Origin of the sequence: Paenibacillus nuruki (genome assembly GCF_001721045.1) — a bacterium.
Lineage (GTDB): Bacteria > Bacillota > Bacilli > Paenibacillales > Paenibacillaceae > Saccharibacillus > Saccharibacillus nuruki.
In genome coordinates, this window is the sequence record NZ_MDER01000059.1 from 1 (window position 1) to 16,468 (window position 16,468).

Consider the following 16,468-nt stretch of genomic DNA (forward strand, 5'->3'; position numbering starts at 1 on the left):
TAACTTAGTGATTGACTAAATACTATATAATCAAAAGCATGTGTTTTATCTTCTTTATAAATTTGATAATCTTTTATAATATTAAAAGCAACCTTTGTTTGAGGTATGAATTTTTGATTTTCTAATTCTTCGCAAAAATTAATTCCTTCAAAATAATATTTTAGTTGTATAAAATCACTGTTATCTTGGAAAGCTTTCATAATATCTCTTAAGTAATCATCCCCTGAAGACATTGGATTTGTCACATAAACTAGATTTGATATCCATTCACAAGCTATTGCAAATAACAAGTAATTACTACTAGCTAACCGTTCAATTTGTTTTAATTCAGAGGTGTAGTCGTGTATATTCATTCTTTTATTTATATCGAATGATAAGTACTTTTCAAAAATGTAAGCCCAAGCACCATCGCCTAAACCTAAATCAGCATGAGCATCTACATGTATTAATTCAAATGGCGTTGTTAATTTCTCTTTAATTATCTCATCTCTTAAGTAATGAAAAACTCCAACATGTTCCTCAAATAATTGTCCCTTTATTTTTTTGTTTTTCTCTAATCCACATCTCAATTCTAAAAAATCACGAATTTCTTTTTCTCTCCATGGAATATACTCATCGTCAGAGAGTCTTTCTCCATTAAAAGATTTACCTATGGCCACTTCATTCAAGAAGAAATCCATATCAATATCTAAGACTCTCATACTCACCACTCCTTAATATTATTAGCTAAGATTTCATATAAAGTTCCTGTATTTCGACTCAGCATATACTGAGTGTCCAGCGAATGCTCATCGCATAAATATTATGTTATCGGATTTCAGCATCTTCAATAACTTCTGTTATATAGAATCTAAAGCTCGACTATATAGGTCAATATCCATTGCTGGTACTGTGCCCATATTCTGCAACTGAATAAAAAGTTTTATAAAAAAGAAAATCAATGATTCTTCTTTGGAGCTAAATTCAAATACATTATCTGAATTCTGAAGAAATGAACCAGTTTCTAGAATGCAACCAATACTAAGCCTTTGCATTGAAGTTAGGGCGCTCATTGCTTCATGGAATGGCATTTCAAAGGCAGATGTCCAATCAGATGAAGTAGTAATTATACCTGCTACAATTTCGAAAACAGGCCTTGCCGGATAAGTTCCGCCAGCATGGATAATCGATATTGAGGTACGTTCAAGATTGCGAACTGACTCTGCTTTTTCAGCAGCATAAATAATATGTTGCTTATTTAATGTCTGTTTTATTTCAAAGATCGCATAAACACTCTCGGCAGGTATGTACTTAACACCAGAATGACAAAATACAAAAGGAGAGTACTGCTGATCATATATAACTAAATCGATCTGATCACTACAACTCCCAGTGTTATCAACGATAAAAGCTGTGTCTACGCAATATCGGTTAGGTAAGTAAGTACCAAGAAATTCGATCCAATTTAATTCAACTGCATTTCCCTTAGTTGGAGCATGTTTGACTTGATTACGTATTAAATTTAACCTCATAATCATTTCTTGTTGCATTTCTAAAAATAGTTCCCTCATGTTCACTTTGTTTTTCATTTCCCACCTACCATATGATTTTTTCCCAGCTACTTTGAAGTCTACTACTAATTGCTTGATTTTTAATTATTTCTTTTTCAGCTTTGTTAAGATCGTTAGATATAATATTGTTTGTATTTGAGGGATCGATGATTTTTTTGTCTGTAAATTTATCTATTATATAATTTAAAATTAATAAAAAGTTTTCAGCATGGTTATTTGTATTCCTACCCTTTAAAGCTTCAATAACAATTAATTCTAAATAAATTGAAGGGAAATTTAATCTATGAAGTTTACTCCATATCTTTAATAGTAATATTTGAGTGATTCTATTTGAATTTCTTACTATATTTATATGCTCAGCTATGTTAGTTTGAGTCCAAGTTTTTTGTTTGTTTAGATAAAGACTATGATAATTAGTGTTCCCAGTTCTTTTTTTAGCAGGAACCAGATCGACCTGCTTGTCTACAATTTTTATACCAATGGAGACATTTTGTTTACGTACTTTGTATCCTGCTTGGTTCATGTGATAATATAAAGAATTATATATTTCACTAAGAGAATTCTTTGTTGTTGATTTTAATGAAACAAATAAATCAAGGTCTGAAGATAAGCTAATAGCAGTACCTTTTGCTCTAGAACCTGATAGTTGAATGTCATTAAGACACACACCAGCCCATTGTAAGATTAAACTTTTTAACGGATTTATAATGGTATTTTGTGTGTGAATATCTATATCCGATTTAATATGGTATTTTTTTGCTATATTGATTACATAATCATCTTGGGTCACATTATCGCCTCCATAAAAGTATTTAATCAAATCTAGAATTTAAGTTTTCATTGCTGATAACGTTCCTGTATTCACGATCCAGCACATCATGCGAATGCTAGGACAAGGACATACGTCCGCAGCATGAATACATTGCTAGCAGATGTTAATCTTTTATTGAAATTCGTTTTGATTTTTTTGATTCAATATCTCAACAATGGCGTTATCCATTTGTTCTTTAGTCACTATCAATAAGTTAGATGTATTAAATGTGTTTTTATCAGCATAATTAAGGTAGCGAAAATATCTTATTAATTTAACAAATGCTTTTAGCTTCTCGTCTGACCAAGGCATTATGATACCAAACCTACCAAGTGCAGATGCATTTACAGCACCACCTATTAAATGTTTCCTGCTAACCATATGCTCAATTTCGATACTTATAAAACATCTTGCATTATAGTTTGTAAAAAGAATTTCTTCATATTCACTAGGAAGTACAAATCCATCCTGATATCTTTCTAAATTGACTTTATTATATTCAACTAACTTTCTTAAAAAACTTTCGATAACAGGATTTCTTAACATACCATCATATATATGGCCTAATCGCTCATGGGTTGCAAAGGGGCCAACTGCAATATCTAGTCGTGGACAATAAATTGAAAGTCCATATTCATCTCGCATTGCAGACCATTCTTCATAAACATCTTCAAAGTCAAATACCTCTTTCAATCTATCTCTTAAGTGATATTGATAAACTTTAATATGATTATCACTAAATTTTTTACCTATCATATCTATATAATTCACTCTCCTAAGTTAATTTCTGCTAACTTCCACTATATTCACTGCTCGACGACGACTAGGGAAATAGTGTATATACCCAGCGTTAATATCACGTTATGCGAATTTAAAAGACATTTATAATGTGGTTTCCCAAGTAACAACTCCACTAACTTTTAATTTTATTCCTTCTAGATCAACGTCATTTTTAATCAAGATTTCTTTGATCTTCTTTTTACTAGTTGTATTAAATTGTTTTTGATTACTTTTATTAAAAGTACTATTTTCATTATCGTATTTTAGAAACATACTTGTGCTCTTTAAATAGGGGACTTTTACTTTAGGATTTTCTACTTTTAGATTTTCTAGACTTTCACATTTCTCTAGAACTTTTTTGTTAATATTAAAAAAACTTCCAGAATTCTATATACATCCGTATATAGAATTAGAATATTTTTGGAGCAAAGATTCACTTTCTATTTCAATTTGAACAAAATCATTTTTTGAACTATTCATATTGTTTTTATATTTTTCATCGTTCCAGAAAAATACATAGGAATCCAATTCAACGAAAAAGTCATCAGGATTATTATCTGAAATTCCCCAATCAGGAATGTAAACTTGATAATTTAATGATATTTCATCACTTAAATTTAAGGGACCAGAAAATCTTCTTAATTTTTTATTAGGTAAAATATCGTATTGTTTTTTAAGAGAATTAGCTGTACAAATCTTCTTTGTTCTAATTATATTTTCTAGATTTTTTTCAGAAGTTAAATGATATAACTTTTTGTTTATCATTATTATTCTCCCCCCTTTTAAATATTTTCGCTTAACATCACATTTACGTACTTCTATAACTTTTATCTAAATAATACATTGCTGAGCTCCACAAACTTCAAATCTATTTCAGTATCTCGGAACTCTCTAATGCTCTTCTTCAAAACCCATACATTCGATCCAATGGACTTTGAATATGATTAATATTACGCTTACTCACATGATGTATCAAAAATCCGTCTTATCCTCCTGAAGGTGAATATCATTTAATACCTTAACGAATGGGTTTTAAACCTCATATTATCACACACTCCTATATTAAGGAAATTATTTTCATTATAAAAAGAGCTTTCAGATGATATCCATCTAAAAGCCCTCATTCCTTCATCATCCATCATTATTCTTCAACATATACCATACGTTCTATCAGCTCGGTGACCAGTTCCCATACCACGCATAACCCGTTCTTCTTTCCTGATCAATATCGCTCAATTTGTACTTCACAATACCATCACGTCCAACAAAGATAGGTTTGTTCGTATTCAATTCATAAAATCTTGCCCAGATCGGCTTGGTCACACTGGAATCATTTACTACGATCACATCATTATTCTCTTTCACCACTTTGATCCCTACAATTTGTACAGCTTTGAACCAGTCTTCAGCTGCTTTGATCGAACTCGCAATTTGTGAAGTGGAAGGTCTGGTTTTGAGGAATTTCACAATCGTTGCGCTCTCTTTGGAACTTAGTGAAGGGACTTCATAGATGCGTGCGGCGGCAGGTTTGAGTGTACTGGAATCATGTTGTTGTCCCCATACAGTCAATTTGCCTCCTGAAGTGACTTGAGTTTTCAAGATGCAACTAACTCCTTTATCCACAGACTGTTTACTTTTGCTAGCTAGATTGCTGTCGATAAAGGCAAAATCGCCCTTTTTATTGCCTACGTCATCTAATAAAATCATAACGTTAATCATCGCATCATCATTGTACGTAATATGCTTATGGTAGCCTGAGCTTTGGTATACTTGCGGCCACCCTCCATTCGCATATTGCATATTAATCAGAAAATTAATCCCTTTGATCGCAGCCGCTGAATATTTGCTATCTTTGGTTTTGGTGTATTCAATAGCTAGTCTACGAATCTCGGTATATGTAGCTTTGTTGTCGATCGTAGATTTCGCCCAGTCTCCACTCATTTCAGCGTAGTCTTTTTTCCATCCGCCATCGGCTTGTTGATTTTTGATAATATCTGCCAGACTGGCTGTAGTTCCTGAAGCATCTGCCGCCATTACAGTTGTCGTAGGCGATAATAAAGCAACCGGTACAGAAAGCAACATCGTAAACGCCAACGCAATCGATATTCTATTCTTTTTCATTAGTTGAGTCTCCTTTTATATACATTATTTGATAACGCTTACAATCTTTAATAGCGATCTTATTATAGTTTGTTATATATGTAAATGTTTTCCTTTTAATATCATATTAGATATAAAAAAACGGATCAAAGCTATGTGTATAGCTCGATCCGTTGATTTCATTTTGTTATTTATACTTATTTACACAACAGTCTAGTCTTATAACGCTTACTCGATCTTAGCGCCCAAAGAACGTGCTACCAGAACAGCTTGTTCTCGATCCATACGAGTATTTTTGATCACCAATACTTTCAGATCTACCCCTTCAAGATTAGCCTCTCTAAGGTCTGTGCCATGCAAATTCGCTTTGATCAATACAGCACCAGTGAGATCACATTTTCTTAGATCTGCAAATGACAAATCTGCGTTGGAAAAGTCGGTTTCATAGAATTTAATGTCTTTTAAATCTTGCTTTTTGAATATCGTATAACTCAAATTCGTGTACGACCAATCGCCTTGATTGAGCGTGATTCCATCCATCTGAGCACCCGCAAAGTCTGAACCTGTCATTTTGCAAAAGTTAAATTTGGATACAAATAGATTAGCTCCGGTGAACGAGCAATTTTCAAATGCGGATTCGGTATGGATCGAACCATTCAAAGTGGCTCCTTTAAAATCGCATTCGATAAATCGGCAGTAACTGGTTTCTATTTCATCCATAGATACATTCATAAAAGTACACTTTCTGAACGTACAACGTACCAATTCTCCGTACCGCAAATCTCGTCCATCAAATTCTACAGCATCGTATTCTTGATCTTTATATTGATACACAATAGACCTCCAATATCTTCAACATCATATCAACCATCCATTTTAATATATCATATAGGTGTCAAGTCCCCGCTTAAATCAAGCTAAAAGTCAATTCCTTTTTTAATAAAAGTACGATACCGTTTTGACAAATGAATAGAACTCATGCTATGGTGAAAGCAATTATATGATCTGGATTGTAACCGCTTACGTGGGCAAAACCATTATGACTATTTTGCGAAGAAGACTTTTTTCTTGCAGATATCATTTTTGGTTTTGCCCTTTTTTGCGTAGCTTCGTTTGAATAGACATTCAGATAAATCCCAAGATACCCAAGGAGGAATTACGATGAGGAAAAAAATAAATGTTAGTGGAGTCGCAGCCCTGACTTTGTTAATGACTACTATGGCTTTAATACCGAGCCCTTCAAGCGCAGAAGCTTCTTCTGTATCATCAGTCGTTGCAAATACATATATTGGTGATGCTGGTACGATGGTGGAGTCTTTCGATATCGCTGTTGACGATATAAGTAAATATGATCGTTTGCAAGCCAGTGACTTTGATATTACAGGTAATTACAATGGGTATCCGCTCAATGAAGCAGGTGAAATTGTACAGAATGATTACACAAACGACGGCATCGAACTATCGATCAAAGATCAAATGATTCATATGAAAGTGGAATCTTTTCGATATCCTGGTGGTAATCTAGCTCCATTCGCTGTCAAAAGCAGTACCTATCCCGAACTGTCTTTTACCAAAGACAATGTGACTAAAGTGAATACACGTACAGTCGATGATTTTAAATCCAGTTCATTTACAGCAAGCAATGGAGCAACATTACCTTATCGTTTCAAAGAAACCTCTTCTACTGAACCTCAACCTCTAGTGGTCTGGCTTCATGGTGGTGGTGAGTTCGGAACAGACAATACCAAGCAATTAACAGAGAACCGCGGAGCAACCGTCTGGACAGAATCAGGGCAAGATACTTCGGTGCTTGCTGTACAATATCCGCAAAACTATGGCTGGGCGATCTACAACAATCCAGTAGAATTATCGCAAATGCAAGCGTATTTCACTCTTCAATATGAACTGATCCAACAATTAGTTGATGAAGGAAAAGTTGATCCACAGCGAATCTACTTGGTAGGTGTATCTAGTGGTGGCGGTGGTGCACTACGTTTTATGATGCAGTATCCTGATCTATTTGCAGGTAGCATTGTGATTGCAGCCAAAGATGCTGTTGCCGATTATAAAGGAAGCGTAGAACCATTCAAACAAGCATTACAATCGCTAACCAACGTTCCGATTTGGCTGATCCATGCTGAAAATGATCCAACGACCGATAGCCGCACGACTAAGCTATCTTATCAAGCTTTAACCGAATTAGGATCAACCCAAGTTAAAGAAACGCTGTATAGTGATGAATGGATGAAAGAACAACATTTGTATGATAAAATGCTACACTGGTCATGGGTTCCTGCGTTGAACAATGCTGAGGTTATTGACTGGTTATTTGACCAATCTCGTTCCAATTCAGTAGCTAATTCAAAGCTAGCAGCGGATAAAATGGTTACTCGTGCTCAACTAGCAGATGCTTTAGCACATGTTCTGAAGCTATCTGAATCTACATCGACAACACCATTTGTAGACATTGTCTCGTCTGATATGACAAAACCAATTCAACAGGTGGTTGCGCAAGGTTTGATGAAAGGAACAACATCCAACACCTTCGCACCTGATGAACAAGTCACTCGTGCTCAACTGGCTACCGTGGTCTCAAATTGGAGCAAGATTACAAAGCCATCTCTAGAAGTAAAACATGCTAAGATATCGACCGATGTACCTCAGCAACACTGGGCATATTCCTCGATTGTAGATGTATTACAAATGGGACTAATGGAAAATGATACAACAAATCAATTCCATCCTGCTCAATTGGTGATAGGTCAAGAAGTTAATGATCTGTTATCTCAGATGTGACAATTTTAATTTAAAATAAAAAAAACAAACACCAAAACGGTATCTATACAAAAAGATACCGTTTTTTGTTGCTTCTACAGCGGATTTGGGCTATTTTTAATAGATATGACTTGTATCATATTGATGTATTTTTCACAATTCAATTACGGAGTGTTCTAAAATTGTTCACATTTAAATGACATTATTATTAACGAAGTCAAGTTACAGAATTCACCTACTATAAAGAGTGATATAATTACTACATTATATCGTATAAAATTTTAATTATATAGAAATGGGTAGATGATAATGATGAATAATAGTGCGCAGTCTAACATTACAGTGGAGTACAGTTCAATACCTAAAGCTTTTTTTGATACAATCAAAGTCGGTATTATCAAATCTAATCTGATTGCTGTTATTGCTGGTTTATGTATGGCACTTTATGTATTTAATGAATCCGTCTGGGGACAAATTGTACCGATTATCCTCGCTATGGTTGGATCGACTTTGATTATTGCTTCCGCAGGAGCATTTAATAACTTGTATGACCGGGATATTGATGCCATTATGGAACGAACCCGAACCCGTCCAACCGTTACTGGCCAAGTGGATACCAAAACAGGTTTGATTATCGGTTTTACGATGACAATTTTGGGTGCTATTGTATTGTATATGGCTACGCCAATGGCGGCTGTGTTCGGTATATTGGGACTTTTTCTGTATGTCGTTCCCTATACCATGTGGACAAAGCGTACAACAGTCTACAATACGGAAGTTGGTAGTCTTTCTGGAGCTGTGCCACCATTGATTGGTTGGTGTGCGATTTCACAAGATTTGGGGCATTTCGAAATTTGGGCACTTGTCGTAACAATGTTACTATGGCAGATGCCGCATTTCTACGGTATTGCAATTCGCAGATTTGATGAATACAAAGCAGCAAGCGTTCCTATGCTTCCGATCGTTAAAGGAATCAGACGCACGTATATTCAGACCAATGTATATATCGTATTGCTTTTATTCTCAAGCTTTCTGTTCTGGACATTAAGTCCTTATGTGACTCTCGTATCTTTTGTAGTGACACTAGCATGGTTGATTCTCAGTGTATCCACATTCAAAAAATACGAAAACAAAAAATGGTCACACAAAATGTTTATCTTCTCGATCAATCATATTACGATTATCTTCTTGATGATTATTGCGTACTGTTTGATTGCTTAATAGATCATAGGTACGTGATGATTAGAGCTATAATCGGTTCTCTCTTCTATAGAGGAATCGATTATAGCTTTTTTTATTTTGCTTTTATTTTTGCATTAGAGAAACTTTTTTTCTTTAGATGAGTTTAACCTTTTAAGTGGAGAAACCGAATATACATAAGTGAGCACTATTCTAACGGGAAAGAAGATGAGATAACAATGAACCGGAATACTCGAAATCTATGGCTAACGATAACATTCGCATTCTTGATGAGCTTTTTCATTTTACTTCCGCAGACAACGACAGCGGCATCTACACAAATTATGTTGGATAACCAGCCTATCGAAGGTGCTGGTGATGTCATAATTACCAATCAGACGACAATGGTTCCTATTCGAGTGATCTCCGAAAAGTTGGGCTATAACGTAAAGTGGAAAAAGTCAGATCAACAAGTGACCATATCGAATCCTTCTGCAACAATCAAGCTAACCGTTGGACAGTCTAATGCAGACTCTACCCGTGGCAATGTGGTACTAGAGCAATCTCCATTTATGAAGTCTAATACAACCTATGTTCCTTTACGTTTTGTCGGTACAGAGATGGGATTGAAAGTAAAATGGGATAACACATCCAAAACAGTTCATTTAGAAAAAGTAACTGCTGGGCCGGATACCAATAATGGAGTTACCCCTGATCCCAATAGTACGACTATCGAAGGTATTAGCTACAGTGACAATCGCTTAATGATTTCGTCGAGCGATAAAGTAAATCCAGTAGACTCTGTCCTTACGAATCCGAATCGCATCGTGATCGACTTGCCCAAAACATCTTTCGGTGCAGGGTTTCTACAAGGCACTGAATTAAAACAAGGTGAAGTTGGAACGATACCGGTGACTGGATCAGCAGATGTGAAGCAGATTCGTTACTCTATCTTCAGTAGCCAGCCTTCTCAAGTCCGTGTCGTGATCGATCTTAATCAAAGCAAATCGTATAAACTGTATCAACAAAATGATCTGACTTTTGTCGATCTCAATACCACCGCAACGACCAAACCGGTTGGCTCTGGCGGTAAAAAAGTAGTGATTATTGATCCTGGTCATGGAGATACCGATTCAGGTGGTATAGGAGCTACAGGCGTACTTGAAAAAAATGTAGTTCTAAATGTAGGGAATAAAGTCGCTGCCCTACTCAAAAAAGAATCGCAAATTGACCTGATTATGACACGCACGGATGATACATTTATTCCATTAGATAGCCGTGTGAAAATCGCTGAAGATGCTAATGCCGATGTGTTTCTTTCGATTCATGGTAATGCAGCTCCTAACAAAGACGCTAGCGGTACCGAAACATTCTATGCCGATACCAAGCGCAGTAAGCTGTTATCTGATATTATTCAAAAACATGTGCTTGCCGCTACAGGGTTCAAAGATCGCAATTCCAAGCAAGCCAACTATCTGGTGATCCGCAAAACAACCATGCCAGCAGCGCTACTTGAAATTGGATTTTTGACTAACAAAACAGAAGAATCCATTATGGTACAAGATGATTTTCAAAATAAAGTAGCGCAAGCGATTGTAGCAGGGCTTAAAGAATATTTGAATATCAAATAAATCTGCTTTGTTTATGATGATACCTAACCTTCTTATCTAATCTATTATTCTATAGCAAAAGTTCTACAGCAAAAAGCGCTCTTCATTATACATGAAGAACGCTTTTTGTATATTTGTGTATTTTTGTGTATAAGATGTGTAGCTTTATTTTAGATCAATGTTGTTAACGATTCAGGTGTGAAATTATGCAATTCTTCCGTGCGGTTCTCACGAATTTTGATTGCCCAATCGGGATCACTAATCAATGCACGTCCGACAGCGACAAGATCGAACTCATTATCATCCAAACGATCTAATAACGCTTGGATATCTTTTTGCTCGGCTCCTTTTCCTTCGGTATATAATGTTGTGAAGTCACTATCGAGTCCAATAGAGCCGACAGTAATCGTTGGCTTGCCTGTTAGCTTCTTCACCCATCCTGCTAGACTTAGATCTGATCCTTCGAAAGCAGGCTCCCAGAAGCGACGTGTGGAGCAGTCAAAGATATCGACACCAGCTTCTACTAACACATCTAGAAATTGACCCAGTTGTTCAGGGGTATCGAATAGTTTGGCTTGATAATCACTCATTTTCCACTGAGATAACCGTATTGCTATTGGATAGTCTGGCCCTACCTCAGCTCGTATCTTTTGAATGATCTCCACAGCGAATTGAGCACGCTTGATAAAGTCTCCACCGTATCGGTCAGTACGTTGATTGGTTTTCTCCCAGAAAAATTGATCAATCAAATAACCATGTGCACCATGAACCTGTATACCGTCAAATCCAAGCTTCTGCGCTTGTACAGCCGCATCGACAAAGGCTTGAATCACCTCATCAATCTCTTGCTGAGTCATCGGTTCAGTTACCTGCTTACCATCCAAATCAAGCCCGGACGGAGCAAGCGATGGAGCTTCTGGATGCGGTAAAGAACCTGCTGGACGAGCAATCCCCATATGCCCAAACTGCGGGAATATCTTGCCCCCTACTTCATGCACTTGACGTGCCACTTCAGCCCATCCACGTAAAGCTTCTTCTCCATAAAAGTTAGGGATATTAGGTTCACTGATCACTGCTGGATGATCTATATTGGTACTCTCTGTGATGATCAATCCGACTCCCTTTTCAGCCCGGCGACGGTAATAAGTCGCTACATCTTCTCCGGGTACTCCATTGATCGAGAACATACGGCTCATTGGAGCCATCACGATTCGAGTAGGTAACGTTAATGTACCTAGTGTATATGGTTGAAATAAAGCTTCTGTTGAATGAGTTTGTTGTTGTTGATTATTCAAAATAGCACCTCCTGATTGGTATACATCGATCCTATCAAGCTTTGATATGCTCTACAACCAACAATGTTTCTGTTATTTTGCTTAAGCAACAGATCGATCATATTGTTGTTTATCTTCTTCATACTTGTTGCTACAAGAAGGTGCGTCTATAATAAATATAACTTAGACCGAAAGCGGTGTATAACGATGGCAAGTGTTCTTTCTCCTAATCCCAATGATCCGCGTGTGATTCGTACAAGACAGTTGATTTTGGATTCATTTCTAGAACAACTTCATACTATGGATTTTGAAACGATCACGATCAGTGATATTACCAAACATGCGACGATTAATCGGGCAACCTTTTATGCTCATTTTCCAGATAAATATGCGTTATTGGAAACGATGTTGTCTGACACTTTTTTACAATTTGTAATCAACAGAGTAGATAATCATATCAATTTAACTGAAGAAATGATCTATGAGTTAGTCATGGCACTGTGTGAATATCATGATTCGAGTATGACTTGTATCAAAAAATACAATTCAGTATCTGCCATTATGGAAGAAAACGTTAAAGTACAGTTAGAGAAATTTATACTCAAGTTAATCACTCAAGAACATACACATGCTGATGAGCATACATTAGCAACAGCAGCGACCATGATTAGCTGGGCAATATACGGAGCGGCTTATCGTTGGAAACAAAGTCATGAACAATCTCCATCTAATTTAGCTGAAAGTGTTGTTCTGATCGTTATGGGTGGACTGAATATATTACATGCAACAAAAAAAGGCTGATAGGTCTATCAGCCTTTAAGTTATAACGTATTCTTTTATAATGTTTTCATAAATCCAACGATACGATTGGCTAATCGCTCATGCCCTTTTTGATTAGGGTGCAGTCCGTCAGGTATACCGTTTTCTCCTGTAAAATACATATTTTTGTGAACTTCCAGTAGAGGCTGAATACCTGCTGTATTCCATAAGTCACAATAAGGAAAAGAATAGAGCGAAGCGACTTCTCGTACAGCTTGAACGTAATCGCTATAAATTTTACCTGTTGTTCTATTCGGTAAATGCTCAGGTACGCTATTGCTTGATCCATGAGGTGGAGTCAAAAAGACAATTAAGCGATCAGGATAATATTGAATAAGTCCCTCAGCAATATGCTTTAAAGCCCCATAAAAAGTATATGTATCATCGGCAGAAGTATTTATATCTCCAAATTCATTTTCTGATGAGGAGAAATCATTTCGACCTCCCATAAAAAAGATAATATCTGCGTCTCTATTCATATTTTGATATCGTTCACACATCGGTTCCCATCCGCCGCTAGATACACTGCTTCCAGAAATTCCGTGATTTTCATAAGAATTCAAACCTAAGCTTTCGCTAACTAAAGCAGGATATGCTTGTTCTCCTTCTTTTAATTCATAACCAAAGGTAATACTATCTCCTAAAAAAACAGCTGTTTGATTCTGATATAATGCACACATATATGTAGCTCCTTTCTTATAAATACTATTACTAATATAGCAAAGGTATTTATAAGAAAGAAAGATTACCAAACACTTAAAAAAAGATTTCTATAATAAAGAGCTTTGTTATAAAGGAAATAAATAAGCAAATGGATCATCTGGTTTAGAGTTCTTCTTGTCTAGATCTGGGACTTTGTCTGTTGCTGCATAACTAGCACCGAATAAAATGACAATACATAATAACATCCATAGAATTAATCCTGAAATGAGTAACATAATACTCCCTTCTTTCTATTCAGTCAGATATACAAACAATTTCCTACTTTAAGTAGATACAGTAGTCATTAGAAATCTGAAAAAATAAGATGCTATTAATAGTGGTTTGATTGTCTTTTTTTGAGTGCTACATTTACAGATTCAGAACTTAACAACATCCCTACTATAAAGATCAGCACGACAATAGGAAACAACTGAATACTCCATTGAGATGCTAAAATACCGAATAGCGGTGGTAAAAAGGTAGTTCCTGTATAAGCAACTGCCATTTGGTATCCAATCAGTTGAGCTGAATTCACTTTACCGAAGCGATGTGGCGTTTCATGGATTAATCCTGGATACACAGGTGCGAAGCCTACACCGATCAAAATCAACCCGATCATACTGGCGATATTAGGTAAAGGAAGTAACATAAGCACTACTCCACTCACTGCGATAATCTGACCTGCCAGAATCAAAATACGATTATTAACTTTCATCGTAATAAAGCCGGTTATCAATCGACCTACGGTAATGCCGCCATAATACAAAGACACCCACAGAGCAGCGGTTTCAGCAGTCATTGATTTAGCACCTACAAGATAACTAGCACCCCATAAGCCGACAGTCGATTCTACTCCACAGTAGAATAGAAATGCAATCAATGTCATCTTTACGCCTTTGATACGGATCGGATGAACTTTTTTTGAATTCACATCTGTAGAAGTATCATTTGTCGGTTCCGATGATGGATCAGATAGGTCGTTATGATCGACTTTGGATTGTTGAAGGTTCGCTACTTTTTTCCAAAGGGGTAAAGTAACCAGTAAGATAAGAACAAGTCCCCATTGAATCATAGATACCGTCGAATATCCTTCACGCCATGATCCATGTTTGGCGATAAAATAAGACATAATAATCGGCCCTGTCATTGCTCCGACTCCCCAGAAACAGTGCAACCAGCTCATATGATGGGCTTTATAATGATTGGCTACATAATGGTTAAGTGCAGCATCTACTGCGCCTGCACCAAGCCCTAATGGAATAGCTAATAAAGCTAACCATAATAACGAAGGAGCAAATGAAAATCCTAGCAAAGCACTAGCCGTCAACGCACAGCTAAATAATGTAAGCTGCCCGGTTCCCCATTTTTTGATAATCGTTCCACTTGCTAGACTGGATACAATCGTACCTGCTGCAATAATCATAGATAATAAGCCAGCAGATTCAAGTGAAGCTCCAATTTGTGGATGCATGACCGGCCATGCTGAACCAAGCAATGCATCGGGAATCCCTAAACTGATAAATGCAAGATAAATAACAATAAGAAACCAAGTAGCCATCCGACAATACCCCTCCAACATGATAATATCTAATTAAATAAACCAACTTAATAAAGAATATTTATTAAGTATGCAATAGACTGTATTAACTGTCAATATGATCTTACTTTATTTATAAAAAAATACTCTCATTGCGTAATGAGAGTATTTAAATATTCGGAATATGCGATAGAAAGGGTTCTAATGCTTTGAGTGTTAACCATTTCATTCCAATTTCAAAGTCATCATGGAATGAATCTAGGAAAATAAGTTCAGGATAAGAAGGCATAGCACGCTTCACTTGATATGCTTCCCAATACGGAGCCCACTCTTCTTCTTGAATATAACTTTGATACATAATGATCTGTTGTGGTGCTAGAATAGCATTCGTCGTCTGAACTAAATGACACAGCGTTTCTATAAAAGTATCTTTGCTAAGATCGCTTTCCCAATCAATATTGATCGGCAAAAACTTAATCTCTCCTGCCATCCCATGTTTTCCTTTAATCAATTGCCCATTCAGATGGATTCCCATACCCGGACAATACTTCTCTGGAAAATACATCCCTACGATACATTGTTCTTGTGGTGAGTCCTGCTGTACATAATATCCAGTAATTGCAGCATTAATATCATTTTCCAACACAACTGGAATACCGAAATGAGATTGAATATCTTCACTCATACGCACACCTTGTAGATTAGGGTGGCTACTTACAATAATCTGTCCGTCGATTGCTTGTCCCGGGATACCGACTCCTATCACTTTGATGGCAGGATAACGAGCAAGATAATAATCGATCATTTCGTAAAAGCTTTCATGTTCAAAGATCGGCATATGATACTCTTTTTTTTCTAAAATATCTTCTCGTAAATTGATAACACTTGCCGAAGTGGTATCTTTGCCTTGCTTTACATTCATATAGATGACCAGAGCCATACTGAAATTATAATTATAACGATAGGTCAAAGCCGGTCGACCACCATTAGAAGGAATCATTTTGTCTTCAGCAATCTCGCCCTGTTCCACTAATTCTTTGATCAATGAGTTAATGGTAACAACACTCAATTGAGTCAATTCAGCGATCTGTGGCTTAGTACCGACTTCGATATCTTTCATCACACGGCGCACATTGCTTAGATTAATTTCTTTGATTAAATGAGTACTTATCTTTTTCATAATAACCTTTCCTAATACATAATAAATAGGGTTTATTTAGTATGTGGGAAATGCTATCGACTTGTCAAGACAAGGCATACTATAGAGAACAAACAAAGGTTTTGAACGACCCATTCGTCTTGCTATCCTTCTTATAATGGGAGTCAAAGTT

16 protein-coding genes are annotated in these 16,468 nt (G+C 36.3%); 4 read left to right on the forward strand and 12 right to left on the reverse strand.

All coding sequences use genetic code 11. The features are described from left to right. The 7 genes from PTI45_RS16000 to PTI45_RS16030 form a co-directional block, all read right to left on the reverse strand. Positions 1-701: peptide arginase family protein (locus tag PTI45_RS16000; protein WP_069328608.1), on the reverse strand; the 701-nt coding region annotated here is incomplete at its 3' end. Between the two features lie 138 nt (positions 702-839). After that, complete coding sequence (locus tag PTI45_RS16005) at positions 840-1,568, reverse strand: DUF6602 domain-containing protein (protein WP_069328609.1); 729 nt, start codon at positions 1,566-1,568, stop codon at positions 840-842. 7 nt (positions 1,569-1,575) lie between these two features. Then, a complete protein-coding gene (locus tag PTI45_RS16010) occupies positions 1,576-2,340 on the reverse strand; it encodes an SMODS domain-containing nucleotidyltransferase (RefSeq protein ID WP_069328610.1) in 765 nt (254 codons plus the stop codon). Between the two features lie 153 nt (positions 2,341-2,493). Further along, positions 2,494-3,132 carry a hypothetical protein gene (locus PTI45_RS16015; protein ID WP_139129267.1) on the reverse strand — a complete coding sequence of 213 codons (639 nt, stop codon included), beginning with the start codon at positions 3,130-3,132 and terminating at the stop codon, positions 2,494-2,496. Positions 3,133-3,528: 396 nt separating this feature from the next. Beyond that, positions 3,529-3,906 carry a DUF7002 family protein gene (locus PTI45_RS16020; protein WP_069328612.1) on the reverse strand — a complete coding sequence of 126 codons (378 nt, stop codon included), beginning with the start codon at positions 3,904-3,906 and terminating at the stop codon, positions 3,529-3,531. Between the two features lie 405 nt (positions 3,907-4,311). After that, on the reverse strand, positions 4,312-5,262 hold the full coding sequence (gene pelA, locus PTI45_RS16025) for a pectate lyase (protein WP_069328613.1): 951 nt from the start codon (positions 5,260-5,262) through the stop codon (positions 4,312-4,314). Positions 5,263-5,469: 207 nt separating this feature from the next. Further along, a complete protein-coding gene (locus tag PTI45_RS16030; RefSeq protein ID WP_069328614.1) occupies positions 5,470-6,075 on the reverse strand; it encodes a pentapeptide repeat-containing protein in 606 nt (201 codons plus the stop codon). Between the two features lie 327 nt (positions 6,076-6,402). On the opposite strand from PTI45_RS16030, the gene PTI45_RS16035 reads away from it, so the two are divergent. The 3 genes from PTI45_RS16035 (at position 6,403) to PTI45_RS16045 (ending at position 10,826) form a co-directional block, all read left to right on the forward strand. Continuing rightward, complete coding sequence (locus PTI45_RS16035; protein ID WP_069328615.1) at positions 6,403-8,037, forward strand: S-layer homology domain-containing protein; 1,635 nt, start codon at positions 6,403-6,405, stop codon at positions 8,035-8,037. Between the two features lie 288 nt (positions 8,038-8,325). After that, on the forward strand, positions 8,326-9,237 hold the full coding sequence (gene cyoE, locus PTI45_RS16040; protein ID WP_069328616.1) for a heme o synthase: 912 nt from the start codon (positions 8,326-8,328) through the stop codon (positions 9,235-9,237). A gap of 197 nt (positions 9,238-9,434) precedes the next feature. Next, positions 9,435-10,826, forward strand: a complete 1,392-nt coding sequence (locus PTI45_RS16045) for an N-acetylmuramoyl-L-alanine amidase family protein (protein ID WP_069328617.1) — start codon at positions 9,435-9,437, stop codon at positions 10,824-10,826. 149 nt (positions 10,827-10,975) lie between these two features. On the opposite strand, the gene PTI45_RS16050 is transcribed toward PTI45_RS16045, so the two are convergent. Next, a complete protein-coding gene (locus PTI45_RS16050) occupies positions 10,976-12,100 on the reverse strand; it encodes an NADH:flavin oxidoreductase (RefSeq protein ID WP_069328618.1) in 1,125 nt (374 codons plus the stop codon). A gap of 186 nt (positions 12,101-12,286) precedes the next feature. On the opposite strand from PTI45_RS16050, the gene PTI45_RS16055 reads away from it, so the two are divergent. Beyond that, on the forward strand, positions 12,287-12,880 hold the full coding sequence (locus tag PTI45_RS16055; RefSeq protein WP_069328619.1) for a TetR family transcriptional regulator: 594 nt from the start codon (positions 12,287-12,289) through the stop codon (positions 12,878-12,880). 35 nt (positions 12,881-12,915) lie between these two features. Here the strand turns inward: PTI45_RS16055 and PTI45_RS16060 are convergent, their stop codons facing one another. From PTI45_RS16060 to PTI45_RS16070, 4 genes are all read right to left on the reverse strand, one after another. Further along, complete coding sequence (locus PTI45_RS16060) at positions 12,916-13,578, reverse strand: SGNH/GDSL hydrolase family protein (protein WP_069328620.1); 663 nt, start codon at positions 13,576-13,578, stop codon at positions 12,916-12,918. A gap of 108 nt (positions 13,579-13,686) precedes the next feature. After that, entirely contained in the window at positions 13,687-13,836 is a 150-nt protein-coding gene (locus PTI45_RS24195) for a hypothetical protein (RefSeq protein ID WP_175425201.1), read from the reverse strand. A 95-nt stretch (positions 13,837-13,931) separates the two neighbouring features. Continuing rightward, on the reverse strand, positions 13,932-15,158 hold the full coding sequence (locus PTI45_RS16065; protein ID WP_069328621.1) for an MFS transporter: 1,227 nt from the start codon (positions 15,156-15,158) through the stop codon (positions 13,932-13,934). A 148-nt stretch (positions 15,159-15,306) separates the two neighbouring features. Further along, positions 15,307-16,317 (reverse strand): ROK family protein, encoded by a 1,011-nt coding sequence (locus PTI45_RS16070; protein ID WP_069328622.1) that lies wholly within the window; start codon positions 16,315-16,317, stop codon positions 15,307-15,309. Positions 16,318-16,468: the final 151 nt, after the last annotated feature.